General features: G+C 41.3%; 15 protein-coding genes. 13 read left to right on the forward strand and 2 right to left on the reverse strand.

Annotation, left to right across the window (positions count from 1 at the left end):
* The first annotated feature begins 44 nt into the window (after positions 1 to 44).
* Complete coding sequence (gene porN, locus D7Z94_RS06170; protein WP_120710612.1) at positions 45 to 947, forward strand: type IX secretion system ring subunit PorN/GldN; 903 nt, start codon at positions 45 to 47, stop codon at positions 945 to 947.
* A 191-nt stretch (positions 948 to 1,138) separates the two neighbouring features.
* Entirely contained in the window at positions 1,139 to 2,200 is a 1,062-nt protein-coding gene (locus tag D7Z94_RS06175; protein ID WP_120710613.1) for an NAD(P)/FAD-dependent oxidoreductase, read from the forward strand.
* Here the strand turns inward: D7Z94_RS06175 and D7Z94_RS06180 are convergent.
* Positions 2,169 to 2,573, reverse strand: a complete 405-nt coding sequence (locus tag D7Z94_RS06180; RefSeq protein WP_120710614.1) for a DUF983 domain-containing protein — start codon at positions 2,571 to 2,573, stop codon at positions 2,169 to 2,171. The two genes, D7Z94_RS06175 and D7Z94_RS06180, sit on opposite strands and share 32 nt — an antisense overlap.
* Before the next feature lie 62 nt (positions 2,574 to 2,635).
* On the opposite strand from D7Z94_RS06180, the gene D7Z94_RS06185 reads away from it, so the two are divergent.
* From D7Z94_RS06185 to D7Z94_RS06230, 10 genes are all read left to right on the forward strand, one after another.
* Positions 2,636 to 4,552 (forward strand): ABC-F family ATP-binding cassette domain-containing protein, encoded by a 1,917-nt coding sequence (locus tag D7Z94_RS06185; protein ID WP_120710615.1) that lies wholly within the window; start codon positions 2,636 to 2,638, stop codon positions 4,550 to 4,552.
* 176 nt (positions 4,553 to 4,728) lie between these two features.
* Positions 4,729 to 5,607 (forward strand): leucine-rich repeat domain-containing protein, encoded by an 879-nt coding sequence (locus D7Z94_RS06190; protein WP_120710616.1) that lies wholly within the window; start codon positions 4,729 to 4,731, stop codon positions 5,605 to 5,607.
* Positions 5,608 to 5,849: 242 nt separating this feature from the next.
* The gene (locus D7Z94_RS06195; protein ID WP_120710617.1) at positions 5,850 to 6,728 is read left to right on the forward strand and encodes a hypothetical protein; all 879 of its coding nucleotides are present in this window, start codon (positions 5,850 to 5,852) and stop codon (positions 6,726 to 6,728) included.
* A gap of 148 nt (positions 6,729 to 6,876) precedes the next feature.
* Entirely contained in the window at positions 6,877 to 7,350 is a 474-nt protein-coding gene (locus tag D7Z94_RS06200; RefSeq protein WP_120710618.1) for a MarR family winged helix-turn-helix transcriptional regulator, read from the forward strand.
* Positions 7,347 to 8,477: an efflux RND transporter periplasmic adaptor subunit gene (locus tag D7Z94_RS06205; RefSeq protein ID WP_120710619.1), complete on the forward strand. Its 1,131-nt coding sequence runs from the start codon at positions 7,347 to 7,349 to the stop codon at positions 8,475 to 8,477. Before D7Z94_RS06200 ends, D7Z94_RS06205 begins: the two co-directional genes overlap by 4 nt.
* The gene (locus D7Z94_RS06210) at positions 8,477 to 11,779 is read left to right on the forward strand and encodes an efflux RND transporter permease subunit (RefSeq protein ID WP_120710620.1); all 3,303 of its coding nucleotides are present in this window, start codon (positions 8,477 to 8,479) and stop codon (positions 11,777 to 11,779) included. Before D7Z94_RS06205 ends, D7Z94_RS06210 begins: the two co-directional genes overlap by 1 nt.
* Entirely contained in the window at positions 11,776 to 13,170 is a 1,395-nt protein-coding gene (locus tag D7Z94_RS06215) for a TolC family protein (protein ID WP_120710621.1), read from the forward strand. Before D7Z94_RS06210 ends, D7Z94_RS06215 begins: the two co-directional genes overlap by 4 nt.
* Positions 13,171 to 13,207: 37 nt before the next feature.
* Positions 13,208 to 14,230 carry a Gfo/Idh/MocA family protein gene (locus D7Z94_RS06220; protein ID WP_120710622.1) on the forward strand — a complete coding sequence of 341 codons (1,023 nt, stop codon included), beginning with the start codon at positions 13,208 to 13,210 and terminating at the stop codon, positions 14,228 to 14,230.
* 58 nt (positions 14,231 to 14,288) lie between these two features.
* The gene (locus D7Z94_RS06225) at positions 14,289 to 14,471 is read left to right on the forward strand and encodes a CPXCG motif-containing cysteine-rich protein (protein WP_120710623.1); all 183 of its coding nucleotides are present in this window, start codon (positions 14,289 to 14,291) and stop codon (positions 14,469 to 14,471) included.
* 86 nt (positions 14,472 to 14,557) lie between these two features.
* Positions 14,558 to 15,895 carry an MFS transporter gene (locus D7Z94_RS06230; RefSeq protein WP_120710624.1) on the forward strand — a complete coding sequence of 446 codons (1,338 nt, stop codon included), beginning with the start codon at positions 14,558 to 14,560 and terminating at the stop codon, positions 15,893 to 15,895.
* Positions 15,896 to 15,898: 3 nt separating this feature from the next.
* Here the strand turns inward: D7Z94_RS06230 and D7Z94_RS06235 are convergent, their stop codons facing one another.
* Complete coding sequence (locus tag D7Z94_RS06235) at positions 15,899 to 16,579, reverse strand: head GIN domain-containing protein (RefSeq protein ID WP_158594587.1); 681 nt, start codon at positions 16,577 to 16,579, stop codon at positions 15,899 to 15,901.
* Between the two features lie 215 nt (positions 16,580 to 16,794).
* On the opposite strand from D7Z94_RS06235, the gene D7Z94_RS06240 reads away from it, so the two are divergent.
* A complete protein-coding gene (locus D7Z94_RS06240) occupies positions 16,795 to 17,976 on the forward strand; it encodes an Nramp family divalent metal transporter (protein ID WP_211341745.1) in 1,182 nt (393 codons plus the stop codon).
* The last annotated feature ends 4 nt before the right edge of the window (positions 17,977 to 17,980 follow it).

Here is a 17,980-nt window from a genome sequence, read left to right on the forward strand (position 1 = left end):
GTGGCCGTAACAAGGTCGCCCGGTAATTTTAAAAGGAGTAAACAATGAATTGGAAGAATGTTTTATTGATCGGAGCCCTTGGTTTGTTGCCCGTATCCATAATGGCCCAGGCGAATATATTGAACGCCAAAAAACCTGAGGATATTGGGAAAAAGACCGAAGCACAAAAAACGATGGACAATGACGCTCCCTTGGAATATGGTTATGTGGACGATAGGGACATCCTATGGTCCAAGACCGTATGGGAAGTAATTGATCTGGACGAACGTGTAAACTTTCCATTGTACTATCCCATAGACACCGTGGATATTGGTGCCGATAGAAGATCCTTATATGATGTTCTGATGAAGAACATTAAAAGCGGTAAACTTCAGGATGTATATGTGGATTCCTATTTCACCGAAAAAAGAACTATGGGTGACCTAAGGGCTACGTTGCAAAAAGTAGATACCACGGATTATGGTTACGAACAATTGAATGCGGGCGAGGAACTTTCTCAGGAATTTGTGATTCGTAGGGATCTTACGGCCGCAGATATTGAAGAATACCGTATAAAGGGAATCTGGTATTTTGATAAGCGTCAAGGTGAATTGAAATACCGTCTATTGGGACTTGCTCCCGTAGCTCCGGATGTCAACTTCATCGATGACCAATCCATGGATCCTGGTGATGCCAAGGTAGAATTATTTTGGGTATGGTACCCCGGTGCACGACAGATTTTGCACGATGCCAAGGTATTCAACCAAAGAAATTCCGCCCAGCCCATATCTTTTGATATGCTTTTAAATGCTAGAAGATTTAATGGTGTTATCTATCGCGAGGATAATGTTCATGGAGACCGCGAAATTAATGACTACATTTCCGAAAATGCCCTGTTCCAATTGCTGGAGGCCAACCGTATAAAAGAGGTCATCCGAGATAGGGAGCAGGATATGTGGGCCTACTAAATAGGATTCAAAACTCTAATTAGCAAGTCCCTGCCACCAAGAAGTGGCAATTTCATAAAAAGATTACATTCCAATTCAATATAGTTAAAATGCCCTTACCAAATCGTAAGGGCATTTTTATGTTTAGTATATCTTGCTCTGTCCTTGGGTAGTATCTCTTGAAAGACAACTACAATTTCTACCTTTGCCCTATGTTGGATTATATAGTTGTGGGCTTGGGCCTTGCAGGCATTTCGTTCTGCGAGTGGTTGGAAAGGAACAATAAATCCTTTGTAGCCGTTAGCGATAATTCCCAAACTTCGTCCATTGTTGCCGGCGGACTTTACAATCCTGTGATTCTAAAACGTTTTACATTGGCCTGGAAAGCCCAGGAACAATTGGAGAAGGCTATTCCCTTTTATCAGGGATTGGAAGAAAAATTAAAAATAAAACTGGATTTCAAGGTTCCCGTGCTTAGGCGGTTTGCCTCCGTTGAGGAACAAAATTTGTGGTATGAGGCCGCAGACCAAAAAGCATTGAGTAGTTTTTTGTCTACAAGGCTTGTCCAAAATGAGAATCCAATGGTCGATGCTCCTTTTAGTTTCGGAGAAGTTTTGGGTACAGGTAGAATAGATACGGCGACCCTATTAAAATCCTATGCCAATTATTTAATGGAGCAACAATTGTTTCTGGAGGAAACCTTTGATTATAATGCACTTAAAATTTCGAAAGAGCACGTAGAATATAAATCCATAGAAGCAAAGCAAATTGTTTTTGCGGAAGGATTTGGATTAAAATACAACCCCTATTTTAAGTATTTGCCACTTAATGGTACCAAAGGAGAGCTCCTTACCATAAAGGCCCCGGCACTACTGGAAAGTAGGGTCATAAAGTCTTCTGTGTTTATTATACCGTTGGGTGATGACCTATATCGGGTTGGGGCTACCTACAAATGGCAAGACAAATCCAATATACCGACTCAAGAAGCAAAATCAGAGCTATTACAAAAACTGGATACCTTCCTTACCTGTAATTATGAGGTAGTGAATCATGTAGCCGGGATACGGCCCACGGTAGCTGATAGAAGGCCACTGGTGGGTAGACATCCTGAGCATGGCAATTTGTATGTTCTTAATGGTTTTGGGTCTAGAGGGGTCATGATAGCGCCATTTGCCGCCGAACAGTTATTTGCCGCTATTAAACAAAAAGAACCAATATCCGAGGAAATGGACATTTCCCGCTTTACGAAGAAATATTTTGAGCGTTCGGATTAACCGCTTTTATATCATATTTAACAAAAAGGTTTATCCAAATATTTCGGGACAGTCGTATAATTACAGGTAAAAAGAACACCAAGGTTCCTACAATGGCTATAAAAGCATAGAACAATGGGACTCCAATGAACAAGTAAGAAATGACAAAAGCTGCTACGGCAAAAGCGACACCTACTGCATAACTTACATACATGGCACCATAAAAAAAAGAGGGCTCCATTTTATATTTTAGGTCACAGTGCGAACAGCGTTCGTGCATCTTAAAAAGATAGCCCAAACGATACGGGTTCTTGTCCATGTACATGCTTTCCTGGTGGCATCTTGGACAACATCCTGTTAAAATGCTATAGAGTTTGTTCCCTTTTTTTAACATTTGCAAAAGTTTTTGGCAAAGGTAAAGTTTTGCCCATTCCTGAACGTTACAAAAGTCACAAAATGCTCAATGTCCATAATCTTTCCGTTTCTTTTGGAGGCGAATACCTTTTTAAGCAAGTTTCATTTCGCCTAAATGGGGGTGATAGGGTAGGACTTATCGGAAAGAACGGGGCTGGGAAATCTACCCTATTAAGACTACTGTCCAAGGAGATGCCACTGGATTCCGGAACTATTGCCATTGAAAAAAATGTAAAAATCGGTTTTCTAAGACAGGACATCGATTTTGAACAAGGCAGGACAGTTTTAGAGGAGGCCTATCAAGCTTTCGTGGAATTGAAGGCCCTGGAATTGAAATTGGATGAAATAAATCTGCAGCTCGCGGAACGTACCGATTACGAAAGTGAAGACTATCATCAACTGATGGTCGATTTGAATGACGTTACCCATCAATATGATATTTTAGGCGGTTACAATTATCAAGGCCAAACAGAAAAGATATTACTTGGCCTAGGGTTCAAACGTGAGGATTTCCTTAAAAGAACCGATACTTTTTCGGGTGGATGGCGGATGCGGATCGAATTGGCCAAACTCCTGTTGCAGAACAACGATGTACTATTATTGGACGAACCTACAAACCATCTCGACATTGAATCCATAATTTGGTTGGAACAATTCCTCATTAATTATGCCGGTGCCGTCGTGATAGTGTCGCATGATAAAATGTTCTTGGATAACGTGACCAATAGAACCATTGAAATTTCCTTAGGGCGTATTTACGATTACAAAAAACCGTATTCCAAATATTTAAGGCTTCGGGCAGAAATGAAGGAACAACAATTGAATGCCCAAAAAAATCAGGAAAGGGAAATACAACAGGCGGAGCGCCTCATCGAAAAATTCAGGGCAAAATCTACAAAAGCCTCCATGGCACAGTCCCTGATCAAGAAATTGGACAAGATGGAACGCATTGAGGTGGATCAGGAAGATAATGCCGTTATGAACGTGCGTTTTCCTATTTCTGTAACACCAGGGAAAGTAATCGCGGAGGTTGAGGGCCTCTCTAAAAGTTACGGAGAAAATCATGTTCTTCAGGCCATAGATCTTTTAATAGAGCGGGACAGCAAAACGGCATTTGTAGGCCAAAATGGGCAAGGAAAGACCACACTGGCCAAAATCATAGTCGGGGAATTGGAGCACCAAGGTAGGGTCAAGTTGGGCCATAATGTGCAAATCGGATATTTTGCCCAGAACCAGGCCGAGTATTTGGATGGGGACAAAACCGTTCTGGATACTATGATAGACGCTGCCAATGAAAAGAACAGGAGCAAGGTAAGGGATATTTTGGGTTCATTTTTATTTAGTGGTGATGAGGTGGAAAAATATGTAAAAGTACTCTCAGGAGGAGAACGAAATCGGTTGGCGTTGGCCAAAATGCTTTTACGACCCTTTAACGTATTGGTCATGGACGAGCCTACCAACCATTTGGATATTCGGTCCAAGAATGTACTTAAACAGGCTTTGATGAATTTTGAGGGCACCCTGATATTGGTTTCGCATGATAGGGATTTTCTACAAGGACTTACCAACAAAGTCTATGAATTTAAAGATAGAAGAATCAAGGAGTATTTGGGCGATATCGATTTTTATTTGGAACAACGCCAAGTGGATGGTTTTAGGGCTATTGAGCAAAATCAAGATATAACCAAGAAAAGGGCTAAAAGTGAGAAAGCGGGGAATTCGTTCAAAGATCAAAAAAAGTTGAAATCCTTAAAGAACAAACTCAGCTCCATTGAAAGTAAGATATCCGATTTGGAAAAAGAGTTAGCGGAAATAGATCACAATCTCCTTATAGATTATGACACTACTATAGCCGCACCCAACTTTTTTGATGATTACCAGAAAAAGAAGGAAACGTTAGAAGCGCTTATGAAAGACTGGGAGCAAATAACATTGACGCTGGATGAATTTTCTTTGTAGGAAAATTTCTTCGCCTACTTAATTTTACTACACCACAAAATACCGTGCTTTCACAACAAAATAAGGCGTTTCGTCGATATTTTTTGCTTTTTATCCTCCATTGAAGTTACTTTGTAGGGTAATTCTTTATTTCATAAGTCTAAATCTTACTGTCTGTTTATATAATTCGACAAATGATGAAAAAGCTGTTTTGTTTTTTGATGATAACCTTGCTAAGCGCGAATGGAATCTTCGCCGAGGTAACGCGAAAAGAGAAAAGGGCATTGATAGACCTGTACGAGAACACCAATGGCACCGAATGGGTAAAAAAGTGGAACCTAGAGGAGCCGGTATCCAATTGGCAAGGTGTAAAAGTGGACAAGGGTCACGTAATAGAAATAAACCTGTTTCGAAATAATCTTAATGGTGTTATTCCGGAAAGCATTGGGGATTTGGTCCATCTTAGGGTTCTTAACCTCGCATTCAATACGATTACTGGGGAATTGCCTAGTTCCATAGTCTCAATGAATCGTTTAAGAGTGTTGAAATTGGAAATGAATAGAATAAAAGGAGAACTCCCACAAACCATTGGTGAAATGGAAAGCTTGGAGGAAATCAGTCTGTTCAACAATTTTTTGACAGGGAGTATTCCAGAAAGTATTGGAAGTATTAAGAATTTAAAAATACTTAACCTTTCCAGTAACAGTATTAAGGGTAGGATTCCAACTGCCTTGGGAGATTTGACCCAACTGGAAAGTTTGGGGCTTTTTGAAAATGCCCTGGAGGGAAGTATTCCATCGGAAATTGGAAAATTGGTAAAAATGAAGGAATTGGTGTTGGCCAATAATCAATTGGCCGGTGAAATTCCTGCAGAGTTCGCACAATTGGCCAGTCTTGAAATATTCCAGATTCAAAACAACAAGTTCGATTCTTTTGAAAATCTGCAAATGATGGATTCCCGTCAGTTTTTGGTATTCGATTATGATAAGGAAGAATTTGATCCCAATTTCAAGGATATCAATTTCAGTAAGACAAGAATGGCAGATACAAAATTTGAAGATGTTGAGGATGACTAGTGATTTATAATTTTTTAGTTAGTTAGTTTGGTTAAAGGGATGCTTCTATGCATCCCTTTTTTATTTGAAGCTTGCAGAGAATCAGCTGATTATATAAGAAATGGCGAAAAAAAACGTTAAAAACAAACAGCGTAACGAATAAAGACGCTGCGTATTAATTCAAAATTGACAAAAAAGAGCCATAACGGAAATATAGAATTTTCAAAATGCTTTACTAGTACCAACCCTAAATCCTTATAATTATGAAGAGAAAATTACTTTATGCAACATTCCTTTTCTTTCTGCTGTTTCAAACCCTCGCTATTGCTCAAATACCCGAAAACGAAAAATCTGCTCTTATAGACCTCTACAATGCCACAAACGGGAGTTCTTGGAGTATTAAATGGAATCTAAAATCAGATGTTCGTCAATGGTATGGAGTTGATATCATTGAAGGACATGTAGTTGGTCTCAACTTGTATAAAAATAATTTGACCGGAAAGATTCCACCAAGTTTAAAAAACCTGAAAAAGCTTGAAGTTCTGGATCTTGCATTTAATGCCTTGGAAGGAGAGTTGCCGACTACATTGGCCGAACTTACCGAACTCAAGGTTCTAAAACTGGAGATGAACGGTTTAAAGGGAGGGCTTCCCGAAAGCTTTACGGCAATGTTGAATTTGGAAGAGCTTATCTTATTTGACAATAAGCTTGGGGGAAATATTCCAAAAGGTATGGGTAAAATCAGGAACCTTAAGATTCTTGATCTTTCCAACAATTATTTGCAAGGAGACCTACCTAAAAGTATCGGGGAACTTTCCAATCTAACAAACTTGGTGCTTTCCGGTAATAAGCTGGATGGGGAAATAAATATTGGCTTTGGTAATATGCAAAATCTGTCCGAGTTGTTGCTGTCCTTTAACAACTTCCAAGGCACTGTACCCAAGGGCATCGATTCCTTGCCATACCTGGAACTGGTTCAACTTCAAGGAAACGATTTCACTTCTTTCGAAAACCTTCAAAATATACAAAGCAAAAACCTTATTGTATTTGATACGGATGATTTGAAATTGAACCTCAAATATCGAGAGTTATTTGATATCGATGCACCAGTGGCAAATACAAAATTTGAGGATGAGAATTAAACGATAGACGCTCCAATCAATACAAAAAGGGATGTAACTACATCCCTTTTTATGTGTTTAAATAATTCTGGCTACCCCCAAACAGATTTTAATATATCTTTAACATTGGTTGCGTATGCAACTAATTCTTTTTGTATAGTTTAGCCTCGTGAAAATTGAAGTTGTAGCGGACATTGATTCTTCCTTGGCCCCATGGATTGGGAAGACTTCAAAAATTGTGGATTATTATCTGCAGGATGCCCTGCAACAGCATGGTTTTAAACTTACCAAAGAGCAGTTTGTCTTACTAAAAAAGCTTACGGAAAAAGATGGCCTCAATCAAAATGAACTAGCCTCTCTCCTTTACCGGGACAAATCGACCATGGCGCGGTTATTGGCGAAAATGGAGAAAAAAGGACATGTCAGAAGAGAACAAAGCCATAAGGATAAGCGAATCAATAAAATATATATTACAGAAAAAGGCAAACTTACTTTTGATAAAACCATACCCGTGGTTGCTCGGATAATCAATATCCTTGAACATGACATTACCCAAACGGAGAAGGAGCATATGATAAACATTCTAAAAAAAGTACAGTCCAACCTAAAACTTAAACCGGCACTGCCACAAGAACGATCATGAGAAAGATTATTTTATCCATATTGGGACTGTTACTTATTGTACTATCCATTTTTCTAGCGAAGAAAATTGTGGATAGCAAAAAGAGCTATAGGCCACAAGCACAAAAAGTAGTGAAGACCGTTTTTACCCAAGTGGTACAAAATGGAACCGTTCCTATCGTGGTTCCGGCAAATGGCAATTTGGTGGCCAAAAATAGGGTGGAACTCTATTCAGAGGTTCAAGGTGTATTCCGTGGAGGCAATAAACTGTTTAGACCCGGTCAGAACTACCGTAAAGGGGCCACTATTATTAAGATAGATTCCGATGAATATGCTGCAAGTGTACGAAGTGCCAAGAGCAACCTTTTTAACTTGATCACTTCTGTAATGCCTGATTTACGATTGGATTATCCAGAAGTCTTTTCCAAATGGCAGGCATACCTTGATGATTTTGATATGTCCAAAAGCACTCCCCCATTACCGGAAATGAGCTCGGATAAGGAGAAGTTTTTCATATCGGGTCGTGGGATACTCACTTCATACTATAATATTAAGAACTTAGAACAGCGTTTATCCAAATATCGTATTCAAGCTCCTTTTGATGGAGTGCTTACCGAAGCTCTGGTGACTGAAGGGACATTGGTCCGGTCCGGGCAAAAGCTTGGTGAATTTATCAAAACGGGAATATATGAACTGGAGGTTGCCGTGGGCAAGACCTATAGCGATTTGCTGAAGGTTGGTGAGCTTGTGGAACTCAATGATTTGGATAAAACAAAAACCTACTCAGGTAAGGTTACCCGTATCAACGGTAGGGTAGATCAAACTTCCCAAACGATTAAGGCATTTATTGAAGTAACGGACGAAACCCTGCGCGAAGGGATGTACCTAGAAGCCAATCTTCAGGCAAAGGAAGAGGAGAACGCCATTGAAATCGATAGAAGTTTGCTATTGGAAAATGATAAAATTTTTGTGGTCCGGGATTCTATTTTGGATTTGATAGATGTTAGACCAGTATATTTTACGGATAAAAGTGTAGTGCTCAAGGACATTCCAGATGGTACCAATATCATGGCCAAACCCCTTATAGGTGCCTATACGGGTATGGCTGTGCAGGTTTTTAAGGACAAATCCGCAAACGAGAAGGGATAATGCGAAAGATTATTGAGTATTTCATAAAGTATCATGTTGCAGTAAATGTTATTGTCCTTGCTTTTGTGATTTTCGGGGTAGTAGGTGCCTCCTTATTAAAATCTTCCTTTTTTCCATTAACGGATTCAAAGAACATCCTGATAACCATTACGTATCCTGGGGCTTCTCCGCAGGAAGTGGAGGAAGGCATTGTACTCAAGATTGAAGATAACCTAAAAGGGCTTGAGGGTGTGGATCGTGTTACCTCTACCTCCAGGGAGAATAATGGGAGTATCAATGTGGAAATTGAAAAGGGCAGGGATATTGACTTCATGCTTCTCGAAGTAAAAAATGCAGTAGACCGCGTACCTACCTTTCCTACTGGAATGGAGCCATTGATCGTGGCAAAATTGGAAGCAGTAAGACCAACCATTAGTTTTGCCGTGAGCGGGAGAAATGTGCCATTGGCAACACTAAAACAAATTGGGAGACAAATAGAAAATGATATAAGGGCTATTGATGGTATCTCCCAAATAGGAATTACCGGATATCCCGATGAAGAAATTGAAATTGCCGTAAATGAAAATAGTCTCTTGGCCTATGAACTTTCTTTTCAGGAAGTAGCACAAGCAGTGGCCAATGCCAATATATTGGTTACAGGAGGAACAATAAAGACAGATGCGGAAGAGTACCTGATCCGTGCAAAAAATCGTTCTTATTACGCCAATGAACTTTCCAATATCATTGTAAGGGCGGATGCTTCGGGACAGACTGTGCGCTTAAAGGATGTCTCTATTATTAGGGACAGGTTTTCAGAAACTCCGAATACTGCTTTTTTCAACGGTAATCTATCCGTAAATGTCACCATTACAAGTACCAATACGGAGGATTTAATTGAGTCCGCGGAAAAGGTTAAGGAGTATATAAGTGACTTCAATCAAAAATACGACAATATACAATTGGATGTAGTGCGGGATCTTTCTACCACTTTGGTACAAAGGACTCAACTATTAAGCGAAAATGCCATATTGGGAACCATACTTGTGCTTATCTTCCTTTCATTGTTCCTAAATACACGTTTGGCCTTTTGGGTGGCTTTTGGCCTTCCCATATCTTTTCTGGGGATGTTCATTTTTGCTGGTTTTTTTGATGTGACCATAAATGTTCTTTCCCTTTTTGGAATGATTATCGTTATCGGTATTTTGGTGGATGATGGTATTGTGATAGCCGAGAATATTTATCAGCATTATGAGAAAGGCAAATCACCGGTACAGGCAGCCGTGGATGGTACTATGGAGGTTATTCCTCCCATTGTTTCCGCAATTATCACCACCGTACTGGCTTTCTCGATCTTCTTGTTCTTGGATGGTCGTATAGGCGATTTCTTTGGAGAGGTTTCGGTAATCGTTCTCTTAACCCTGGTGGTTTCCTTAATTGAGGCCCTTATTATTTTGCCGGCCCACCTGGCGCACTCAAAGGCGTTGAGACCCTCGACCGAAAAACCAAAGAATGGTATCGCTAGGGCCTTTGCCAAGCTTAGGGTCATTAACCGATCGGGGGATCGTGCTATGGCTTGGATGCGGGACAATTTGTATAGCCCAACCCTGAAGTTTGCATTGAAACATAAGTTACTGACGTTTTCGTTCTTCGCCATGGCCCTGATTTTAACCTTTGGCTCCATTGGAGGGGGTATAATACGAACGGCCTTTTTCCCTCGTATTGCCAGTGATAGGGCACAAGTAGAACTTCTGATGCCCAACGGTACAAATGAAAAAGTTACTGACTCGATCATCAGTTTAATAGAAGAAAAATCCAAAATAGTAAACCAGGAGCTAACGGAGAAATATCTAAAAGGTACTGGAAAAGAACTTTTTGAAAATGTAATCAAAGAGATAGGACCAGGTTCATCCTCTGCCACTTTGACCATTAACATGTTGCCGGGTGAAGAACGCCCGGATGCCGTACGCTCGGATTTGGTCACCAACAGATTACGGGAGTTGGTGGGCCCGGTAATTGGGGTGGAAAGTCTTATCTACGGATCTGGCGGTAATTTTGGAGGTGACCCCGTATCCGTTTCGCTTTTAGGGAACAACATTCAAGAACTCAAAGCGGCAAAACAGGAACTAAAGGCCTCCATGCTGAGCAATAGTGCCCTAAAGGATATTTCCGATAATGATCCCGCTGGGATTAAGGAAATTCGATTGGAACTCAAGGAAAACGCATATCCTTTGGGGATGGATTTAAGGATGATAATGGATCAGGTACGTGCCGGTTTTTTTGGCGCACAGGCCCAACGTTTCCAAAGAGGTCAGGACGAAATAAGGGTTTGGGTGCGCTACGATCGCGAAAACCGTTCCTCTATAGCGGATCTGGATGAAATGCGAATTGTGACACCTTCAGGGGACAGGGTTCCCTTAAGGGAAATTGCCAATTACAGCATAGAACGTGGGGACGTGGCCATAAACCGGTTGGAGGGCCAAAGGGAAATTCAGATTTCGGCCGATCTCAAAGACCCAAAAGCAACTAGCCCCGTGGACGTCATGAACGAGATAAGGACGGTTATCATGCCTGAAATTCAGTCAAAATATCCTACCGTAAGTGCATCTTATGAAGGACAGAACCGGGAACGGAACAAACTTTTCGATTCCTTGAATTTGGTAGGGTTGTCCGTTCTTGGCCTAATTTACATTACCATTGCCTTTACATTTAGAAGCTTTAGTCAACCCTTAATGCTACTTTTATTGGTGCCTTTTAGCCTTACCGCAGTGGCATGGGGGCACTGGATCCATGATTTTCCCATAAACATACTTTCCATGTTGGGGATTATAGCGCTGATAGGAATCATGGTCAATGATGGGCTGGTACTTATTGGTAAATTCAATGGCAACCTTAGGACCGGAATGTCTTTTGACGAAGCTATATATGAAGCTGGTCGTTCACGATTCCGGGCAATTTTCCTTACCTCTATAACTACCATTGCCGGATTGGCTCCCTTGATGTTGGAAACAAGTAGACAGGCACAGTTCCTTATACCCATGGCCATTTCCATAGCCTATGGCATTGGCTTCGCAACAGTTTTGACCTTGTTGATGCTTCCTATTTTCCTTTCTTTTAGCAATAAGATCAAGGTGAATACAAAATGGTTGGCCACGGGAAATAAAATTACGAAAGAAGAGGTAGAACGGGCCATTAAGGAACAAAAAGAAGAATTGCACCTTATGGGTAAAACGATCAGGCCTTCCAACGGTATTGATGGACAATTGACCCAGTCCGAAGAAATACTTTCCGAATCTGAAAAAGCATTAGAAGAACACGCAGAATGAACAGCATACAATTAACCGCTATTTCTTTCCTTTTTATAACGTTTACCACAGTTGCCCAAGAAGAAATACTATCCAAGCAAGAAGCCGCAAACCTAGCTTTGGAGAATAACTTTGGTATTCAGGTGGCCAGGAACCAGGTTGAAATTGCCGAGAATAATCAAAGCGTTTTGAATTCAGGATTTTTACCCAGCTTAACAGGGACTGCAAATGCCAATTACCAACGTGACGACAACACCTTTTCGTTTCCGGGTCAATTCTTAAGCGACCCTGATACCAATGAACCCCTTATAGATCCAGATACAGGTCAAGCCGTACCTAGGCCCGATGTTGACCTTTACAAGGCAGAAGCGCAACGCTACGGTACTGCTTTAAATGCAAGCTATACGCTTTTTGATGGTCTGGGCCGTTTTTATAACTACAAACGATTGAAGGAGCAATATCGTTTGAGCGAGCTTCAGGCCCGGGAGACCATTGAAAATACCATGTTGCAGCTCTTTAGCGTTTATTTTGAAGTAGCCCGACTTACGGAAAATGAAAATGTTTTAAGACAGGCCCTGGAAATTTCTACCGACAGGATTAGACGGGCGGAGTATTCCTTTGAATATGGACAAAATACCAAACTGGACATTTTAAACGCTCAGGTAGATGTAACCAATGATAGCATCAACCTATTGAATACCCGTCAGCAACTGGAGAATACCGTCCGTGATCTAAATGTTGTTTTGGCCGAGGACCTGAATAAGGTATATCAGGTAGACACGGTGGTGCGGTTTACCCCAAAAATGCAATTGGAGGATTTTATTTCGCAAGCCGATTTGAACAATGTTGCCTTATTACAGACGGAGCGAAATCTGGCCATAAACGAATATGACATCAAAGTGGATCGTTCGGGCTATTTGCCCGTTGTAAACCTTAACGGCTCCTATGGTTGGAACCTCAATCAGAATGCCCCAGGAGCTTTTTTTCCCGGAGTAAATGTTAATAATACGCGAAATTTTGCATTGGGTGCCACCCTAACCTGGAATTTGTTCGATGGCGGCGGAACAACGGTAAGGGTCAGAAACTCTAAATTGGCCTACGAAAACCAGGAGCTACAAAAGGCCCAGATAAAGTTAGAGGTAAAGCGCGATATAGAAAATGCCTTGGCCATATACGAAAACAGATTGAACATTTACCAGATTCAGGAACAAAATGTAATTACCAACAAGAACAATTTTGAACGGAGCAAAGAACAATTTCAATTGGGTCGCATAACCTCAATTGAATTTCGCCAAGCACAAATAAATCTCTTGAACGCACAAACCAACAAGAATCTGGCTAAGTATGATGCTAAGCTGGCTGAACTACAGTTGTTACAGCTAACGGGGCAGTTATTAAATGTTGAACTCTAATGGCGTGTTGAACGTGTTGTTTTAGGATGAAAATACCATGTCAAAAAAAGGGATAGGAATTATCGGTACGGGTTCTATAGTGCATACCTATGTCAAGTGCATTGAAGAAATTGATGCGGTTGAGATCGTTGCGCTGTATACCCGATTACCTGACAGGGTTAAAAAAATCGAATCGGAATTTGGATTTCCCGTTTATGACAATCTTGAAAAATTTTTGGCACTACCTCAAATTGATTTGGTCTGCGTATGCAACGAAAGTGGTAGTCATGGCCAAGCGATAGTTAAAGCGGCAAGGTCCAAAAAACACGTTTTGTGTGAAAAGCCGTTGGAGGTTACCCTCCAAAAAATCGATGATGCCATTACCACCTGCGAACAGAACGGGGTTAAGTTGGGTTGTGTCTTTCAAAACAGATATGGGGAACATTTTGGTGAGGTTGTCAATGCCGTATCCAAAGGGAAGTTGGGAAAATTATTGATGGGCAATGCCCATATCAATTGGTATCGGAATGCGGAATATTATGCCAAAAACCCTTGGCGGGGCACTTTGGAATTGGATGGAGGTGCTGCGTTTATGAACCAAGGCATTCACACCATTGATTTATTATTATATCTCTTTGGAGAGGTGAAAACAGTTTTTGGGACAGTTCAGACTAGGGTGCATAAAATCCAGGGGGAAGATGTAGGTTCCGGAATTTTGAATTTCGAAAATGGGGCTATAGGGAACATTACCGCAGGTACCGCTCTATATCCGGGACACCCTGAACGCCTAGAAGTATTTGGTGAAAAAGGAAGCATTCTCATGGAAGGTGGAAGAATTGTAAGTTGGAATGTTATGGACGTTCCAGAACCGGATTTTGGCAAAGAAAATGGTAATGGGAGTGGGGCCGCGGACCCTACGGCAATAGGTCATCAAAACCATAAAAAAGTGATTTTGGATATGTTGGGTGCTATTGAAGAAGATAGACCACCCATGGTAGATGGCCTCGAAGCCAGAAAATCCGTTGAGGTCATTACTGCCTTATACAAATCCTCGGAAAGCCAAAGCATTGTTTTTTTGTGATTCCTTGTAATTCGGTAGTTTCATCCGGTGTACAAACAAGTTATCTAGCCTATACCACATGTACGAACACTTTTTCCAATGCCCATATTGCTGGGCGGAAATTTCAATGTTAATGGACCCTTCTGTTAACCAGCAGACCTATATAGAGGATTGCGAAGTATGCTGCAATCCCATCGAGATTCAAACACAATTCGAAAATGACGGATTAACAGGTTTCCAGGCTACTGAAATCGGTCAGTAAAGGAATCTCGACTCTGCTAGTTTTGTTTACCAAGATTGTATATTTTTAGGTTGACCAATTTCAATGCTGCTGTGAATTTACCAAAGATGATTTCGCCAAAAATTTTCCCGATTCTCTTGGTAAACTTCATTGGCATTTTAGGGTACAGCATAGTTATCCCTATACTAATATTCATTGTCACAGATATGGGGGGCAATGGATTTATTTATGGCATTCTGGGAGCCATGTACCCTTTCTTTCAATTTATTGGAGCACCCATATTGGGGAGTCTTTCGGATCGTATCGGAAGAAAAAAGGTGCTGGTACTAAGTCAGGCTGGAACTTTTGTGGCTTGGATGCTCTTTTTATTGGCCTTTGCGCTTCCAAAAACTCAGCTTTGGTCTCAAAATACCGAAGTTACGGGGAGTTATATCATGACCTTACCCCTTGTCATCATTTTTATCGCCAGAATATTTGACGGATTCACCGGAGGAAATGTTTCCGTAGCCAATGCGTATCTCTCAGATATATCAACAGATGAAGACCGCAACAAGAATTTTGGAAAGATGGGGGCCTCAACAAGTTTGGGTTTTGTTCTTGGGCCCGCCTTAGCAGGAATATTGGCTTCCTCCGCTCTGGGAGAATTGGTTCCTTTGGCCTTGGCCGCCTTGATTTCACTCGTAGCCATTTTTGTCATCAGTACAAAATTAAAGGAAAGTAATCCCTGTGTGGTCGATACGGGAGAATTGAGTACCCGTTCATTTCGGAGATTTTTTCAGGTTGAGCACAAAGATTGTTATCAGGAAGGTGATATTGAGGCAAATCCCCCTAAAAAAGGCTGGGGCATTGTTCTTAGAGAACCAGGAATTCCGTTATTATATGCTGTGTACTTTCTAACTTTTTTGGCTTTTAGTCTATTCTATGCGGGATTGCCGATTTATGCTAGCACACTTTTGGAATGGACAGCAATAGACTTGGGGATTTTCTTGGCATATTCAAGTCTGATTATGATTTTGGTCCAAGGGCCATTATTGTCCAGATTATCGGACAATATCAGCAATCAATCCCTGATTTTGGTAGGGTCCCTTTTACTGTCTTTGAGTTTTTTTCTGCTCTCCGTGGATAGTCTGGTCATATTATATGTTGCCAATACGCTCTTATCCATTGGTAATGGTTTAATGTGGCCAAGTTTTTTGGCATTATTGGCGCGGACCGGAAATCCTCAGATCCAAGGGGCCATTCAAGGTTATGGCAATAGTATGGGAAGTATGGCCAGTATGTTCGGCTTGATTTTGGGAGGCTTGTTGTTCGAAACTATGGAGACCAGCGTATTTGCCATCGGTTCGGGGATTTTTTTAATAGTCACCCTCTTAATGGGGGCCAATTTTCTACAGGGTAACCGAAAGACCGTGATCGATAGCGGCAAGACTGTCACCGCTGGATAGTATTCAATCCATAACCTTGATTTTGCCACCAAAGACTTTGTTTCGCTCTACATCTTTTGGATTGCCATAGATGTAGATGGAACCCCCTGCCCGAACTTTGGCCTGTACTTTTTCCGAAGCCTTTACATCGGCCCGTCCACCCGCATTCACGGTAACTATGGTTTCATCGGTATCTAAGGCCTTGTTATACACCTGCCCGCCGGTATTTACCATGACTTCCTGGGTTTTGGCCTGGCCGGTTAAAGAGACTTCTCCCCCGGAAACCGATTTGGTATATAGGTCGGCCACATCAATTTTCAAATCGATATGGCCTCCTTCCTGCGTCTTAATTTCAACACGATTACCGGTAAGGGTTTCGTCCGAAGTAATCTTGGCATTCTCATTGGCATCCAAAAGGACTAGGGTTTCGGTATAATACAAAGTGGCTTTGGCTTCGCCACCATCCATAAAGTTATCGAACTCCATTTTTATTTTTAGGAGCCCATTCTTGTTGGAGATATCCACCTCGTCTTGATCGTCTCCGGTGATGACCAATTTATTCTCGTTGCTTTTTACCAAATCCACAACAATACGGTCATACGCTTTTACCTCCGTAAACTTTTCGAGTTTTTTCGTATTTGCCCTTTGTGCCAAAACATTGACTGAAATAGATAGGGCTAGGACCAAATACACTAATTTTTTCATGTTAAAGGGTTTACTAATGTTCATCCAAATATAAAGTATTTTGAGATTGGAAATCCGCAGGAAAATTTGAGAATCGGGGAGATTGATATTTCGCGAATGTAGTAAGATTGCATATATTGGGGGAATATCGCAAATGAAGTGGGGTTTCCCTTTCTCAAATAGGGTTTCCGGGTAGCTTGGCATAGGACATGGCTGAAAAAAAATCAAAGAACTTTTTGAGACTCATAGGCCCAGGGTTTATAACCGCGGCGCTGGTACTAGGCCCCGGCAGTTTGGCCGTAGCCTCCAAAATAGGGGCCAACTATGAATTTCGACTACTTTGGATAGTACCCATTTGCATTTTGTTTATGGCTGCTTTTACGATGGTTTCTACCCGAATTGGACTCTCTTCCAATCTCACATTGATTCAATTAATACGTAAAAAATACGGGAGTGCCGTATGCATTGTTATAGGAGTGGGGCTATTTGTGGTGGCCGCTTCCTTTCAGGCGGGCAATTCCATCGGTGCGGGTATGGTGTTTGGCGAGATGTTCCATTCCTCCTCCGTACCTTGGGTGGTTTTCTTCTCTATAGCGGCCATTGTTCTGCTGTTCTTTAAATCATTCTTTAAGATTTTGGAAAGGATTATGATTGCCATGGTGGTCCTGATGCTGATTTCCTTTGTAATTACCTTGATTATCTCAAAACCCAATATTTCACTTTTGCTAGAGCAGTTTAATTTTAGCCTGCCCGGGGGTTCCGAATTTTTGGCCTTGGCCTTGGTAGCTTCCAGTTTTTCGGTGGCCGGGGCCTTTTATCAATCGTATCTGGTACAGGAAAAAGGGTGGGATACAAACAAATCAAAATCCCATGAACGAGAAAGCCTATCGGGCATATTAATTTTGGGTATCATAACGGCAACAGTTATGTTGGTAGGCGCATCCGTACTGTTTCCCCAAGGAATACAAGTGAATTCGGCTACGGAGATGGGAAAGACATTGGAGCCGATTTTTGGTAGTTATGCAACGCTGATTTTTATGCTGGGCCTCTTCGCCGCTTCCTTTTCCTCATTAATAGGAAACGCTACCCTAGGTGGAGTTCTGTTGTCCGATGCATTGAATGTGGGAAGAAAATTGGAATCCCGTAACGTACGCTACGTTATCATGTCGGTGATTTTTATCGGAGCAGTGGTAGCCATTATTTTTGGAAGCCTTCCCATAGAACTGATAGTAATGGCACAGGGATTTACCATTATTGTTGGCCCCTTGATTGGGTTAATGCTCTATTTGATAGCAAGGGATAGTGCCAAAAAAAAGCAACTAAAGCTGGGCTTGCCATTGCAAACTGTGTTGATTTTCGGATTGATACTGCTATTAGTTTTGGCAGCGGCGAATGTCTACAATATATTTATCAAATAAATTG

Source organism: Ulvibacterium marinum, assembly GCF_003626755.1.
Classification (GTDB): Bacteria; Bacteroidota; Bacteroidia; order Flavobacteriales; family Flavobacteriaceae; genus Ulvibacterium; species Ulvibacterium marinum.

What these genes read in the sequence shown, in the direction of transcription:
- D7Z94_RS06230 (WP_120710624.1), top strand. Translation starts at nt 14,558, where the DNA reads ATGATTTCGCCAAAAATTTTCCCGATTCTCTTGGTAAACTTCATTGGC.
- D7Z94_RS06210 (WP_120710620.1), top strand. Translation starts at nt 8,477, where the DNA reads ATGCGAAAGATTATTGAGTATTTCATAAAGTATCATGTTGCAGTAAAT.
- D7Z94_RS06215 (WP_120710621.1), top strand. Translation starts at nt 11,776, where the DNA reads ATGAACAGCATACAATTAACCGCTATTTCTTTCCTTTTTATAACGTTT.
- D7Z94_RS06175 (WP_120710613.1), top strand. Translation starts at nt 1,139, where the DNA reads ATGTTGGATTATATAGTTGTGGGCTTGGGCCTTGCAGGCATTTCGTTC.
- D7Z94_RS06185 (WP_120710615.1), top strand. Translation starts at nt 2,636, where the DNA reads ATGCTCAATGTCCATAATCTTTCCGTTTCTTTTGGAGGCGAATACCTT.
- D7Z94_RS06225 (WP_120710623.1), top strand. Translation starts at nt 14,289, where the DNA reads ATGTACGAACACTTTTTCCAATGCCCATATTGCTGGGCGGAAATTTCA.
- D7Z94_RS06220 (WP_120710622.1), top strand. Translation starts at nt 13,208, where the DNA reads ATGTCAAAAAAAGGGATAGGAATTATCGGTACGGGTTCTATAGTGCAT.
- D7Z94_RS06205 (WP_120710619.1), top strand. Translation starts at nt 7,347, where the DNA reads ATGAGAAAGATTATTTTATCCATATTGGGACTGTTACTTATTGTACTA.
- D7Z94_RS06235 (WP_158594587.1), bottom strand. Translation starts at nt 16,579, where the DNA reads ATGAAAAAATTAGTGTATTTGGTCCTAGCCCTATCTATTTCAGTCAAT.
- D7Z94_RS06195 (WP_120710617.1), top strand. Translation starts at nt 5,850, where the DNA reads ATGAAGAGAAAATTACTTTATGCAACATTCCTTTTCTTTCTGCTGTTT.
- porN (WP_120710612.1), top strand. Translation starts at nt 45, where the DNA reads ATGAATTGGAAGAATGTTTTATTGATCGGAGCCCTTGGTTTGTTGCCC.
- D7Z94_RS06190 (WP_120710616.1), top strand. Translation starts at nt 4,729, where the DNA reads ATGAAAAAGCTGTTTTGTTTTTTGATGATAACCTTGCTAAGCGCGAAT.
- D7Z94_RS06180 (WP_120710614.1), bottom strand. Translation starts at nt 2,573, where the DNA reads ATGTTAAAAAAAGGGAACAAACTCTATAGCATTTTAACAGGATGTTGT.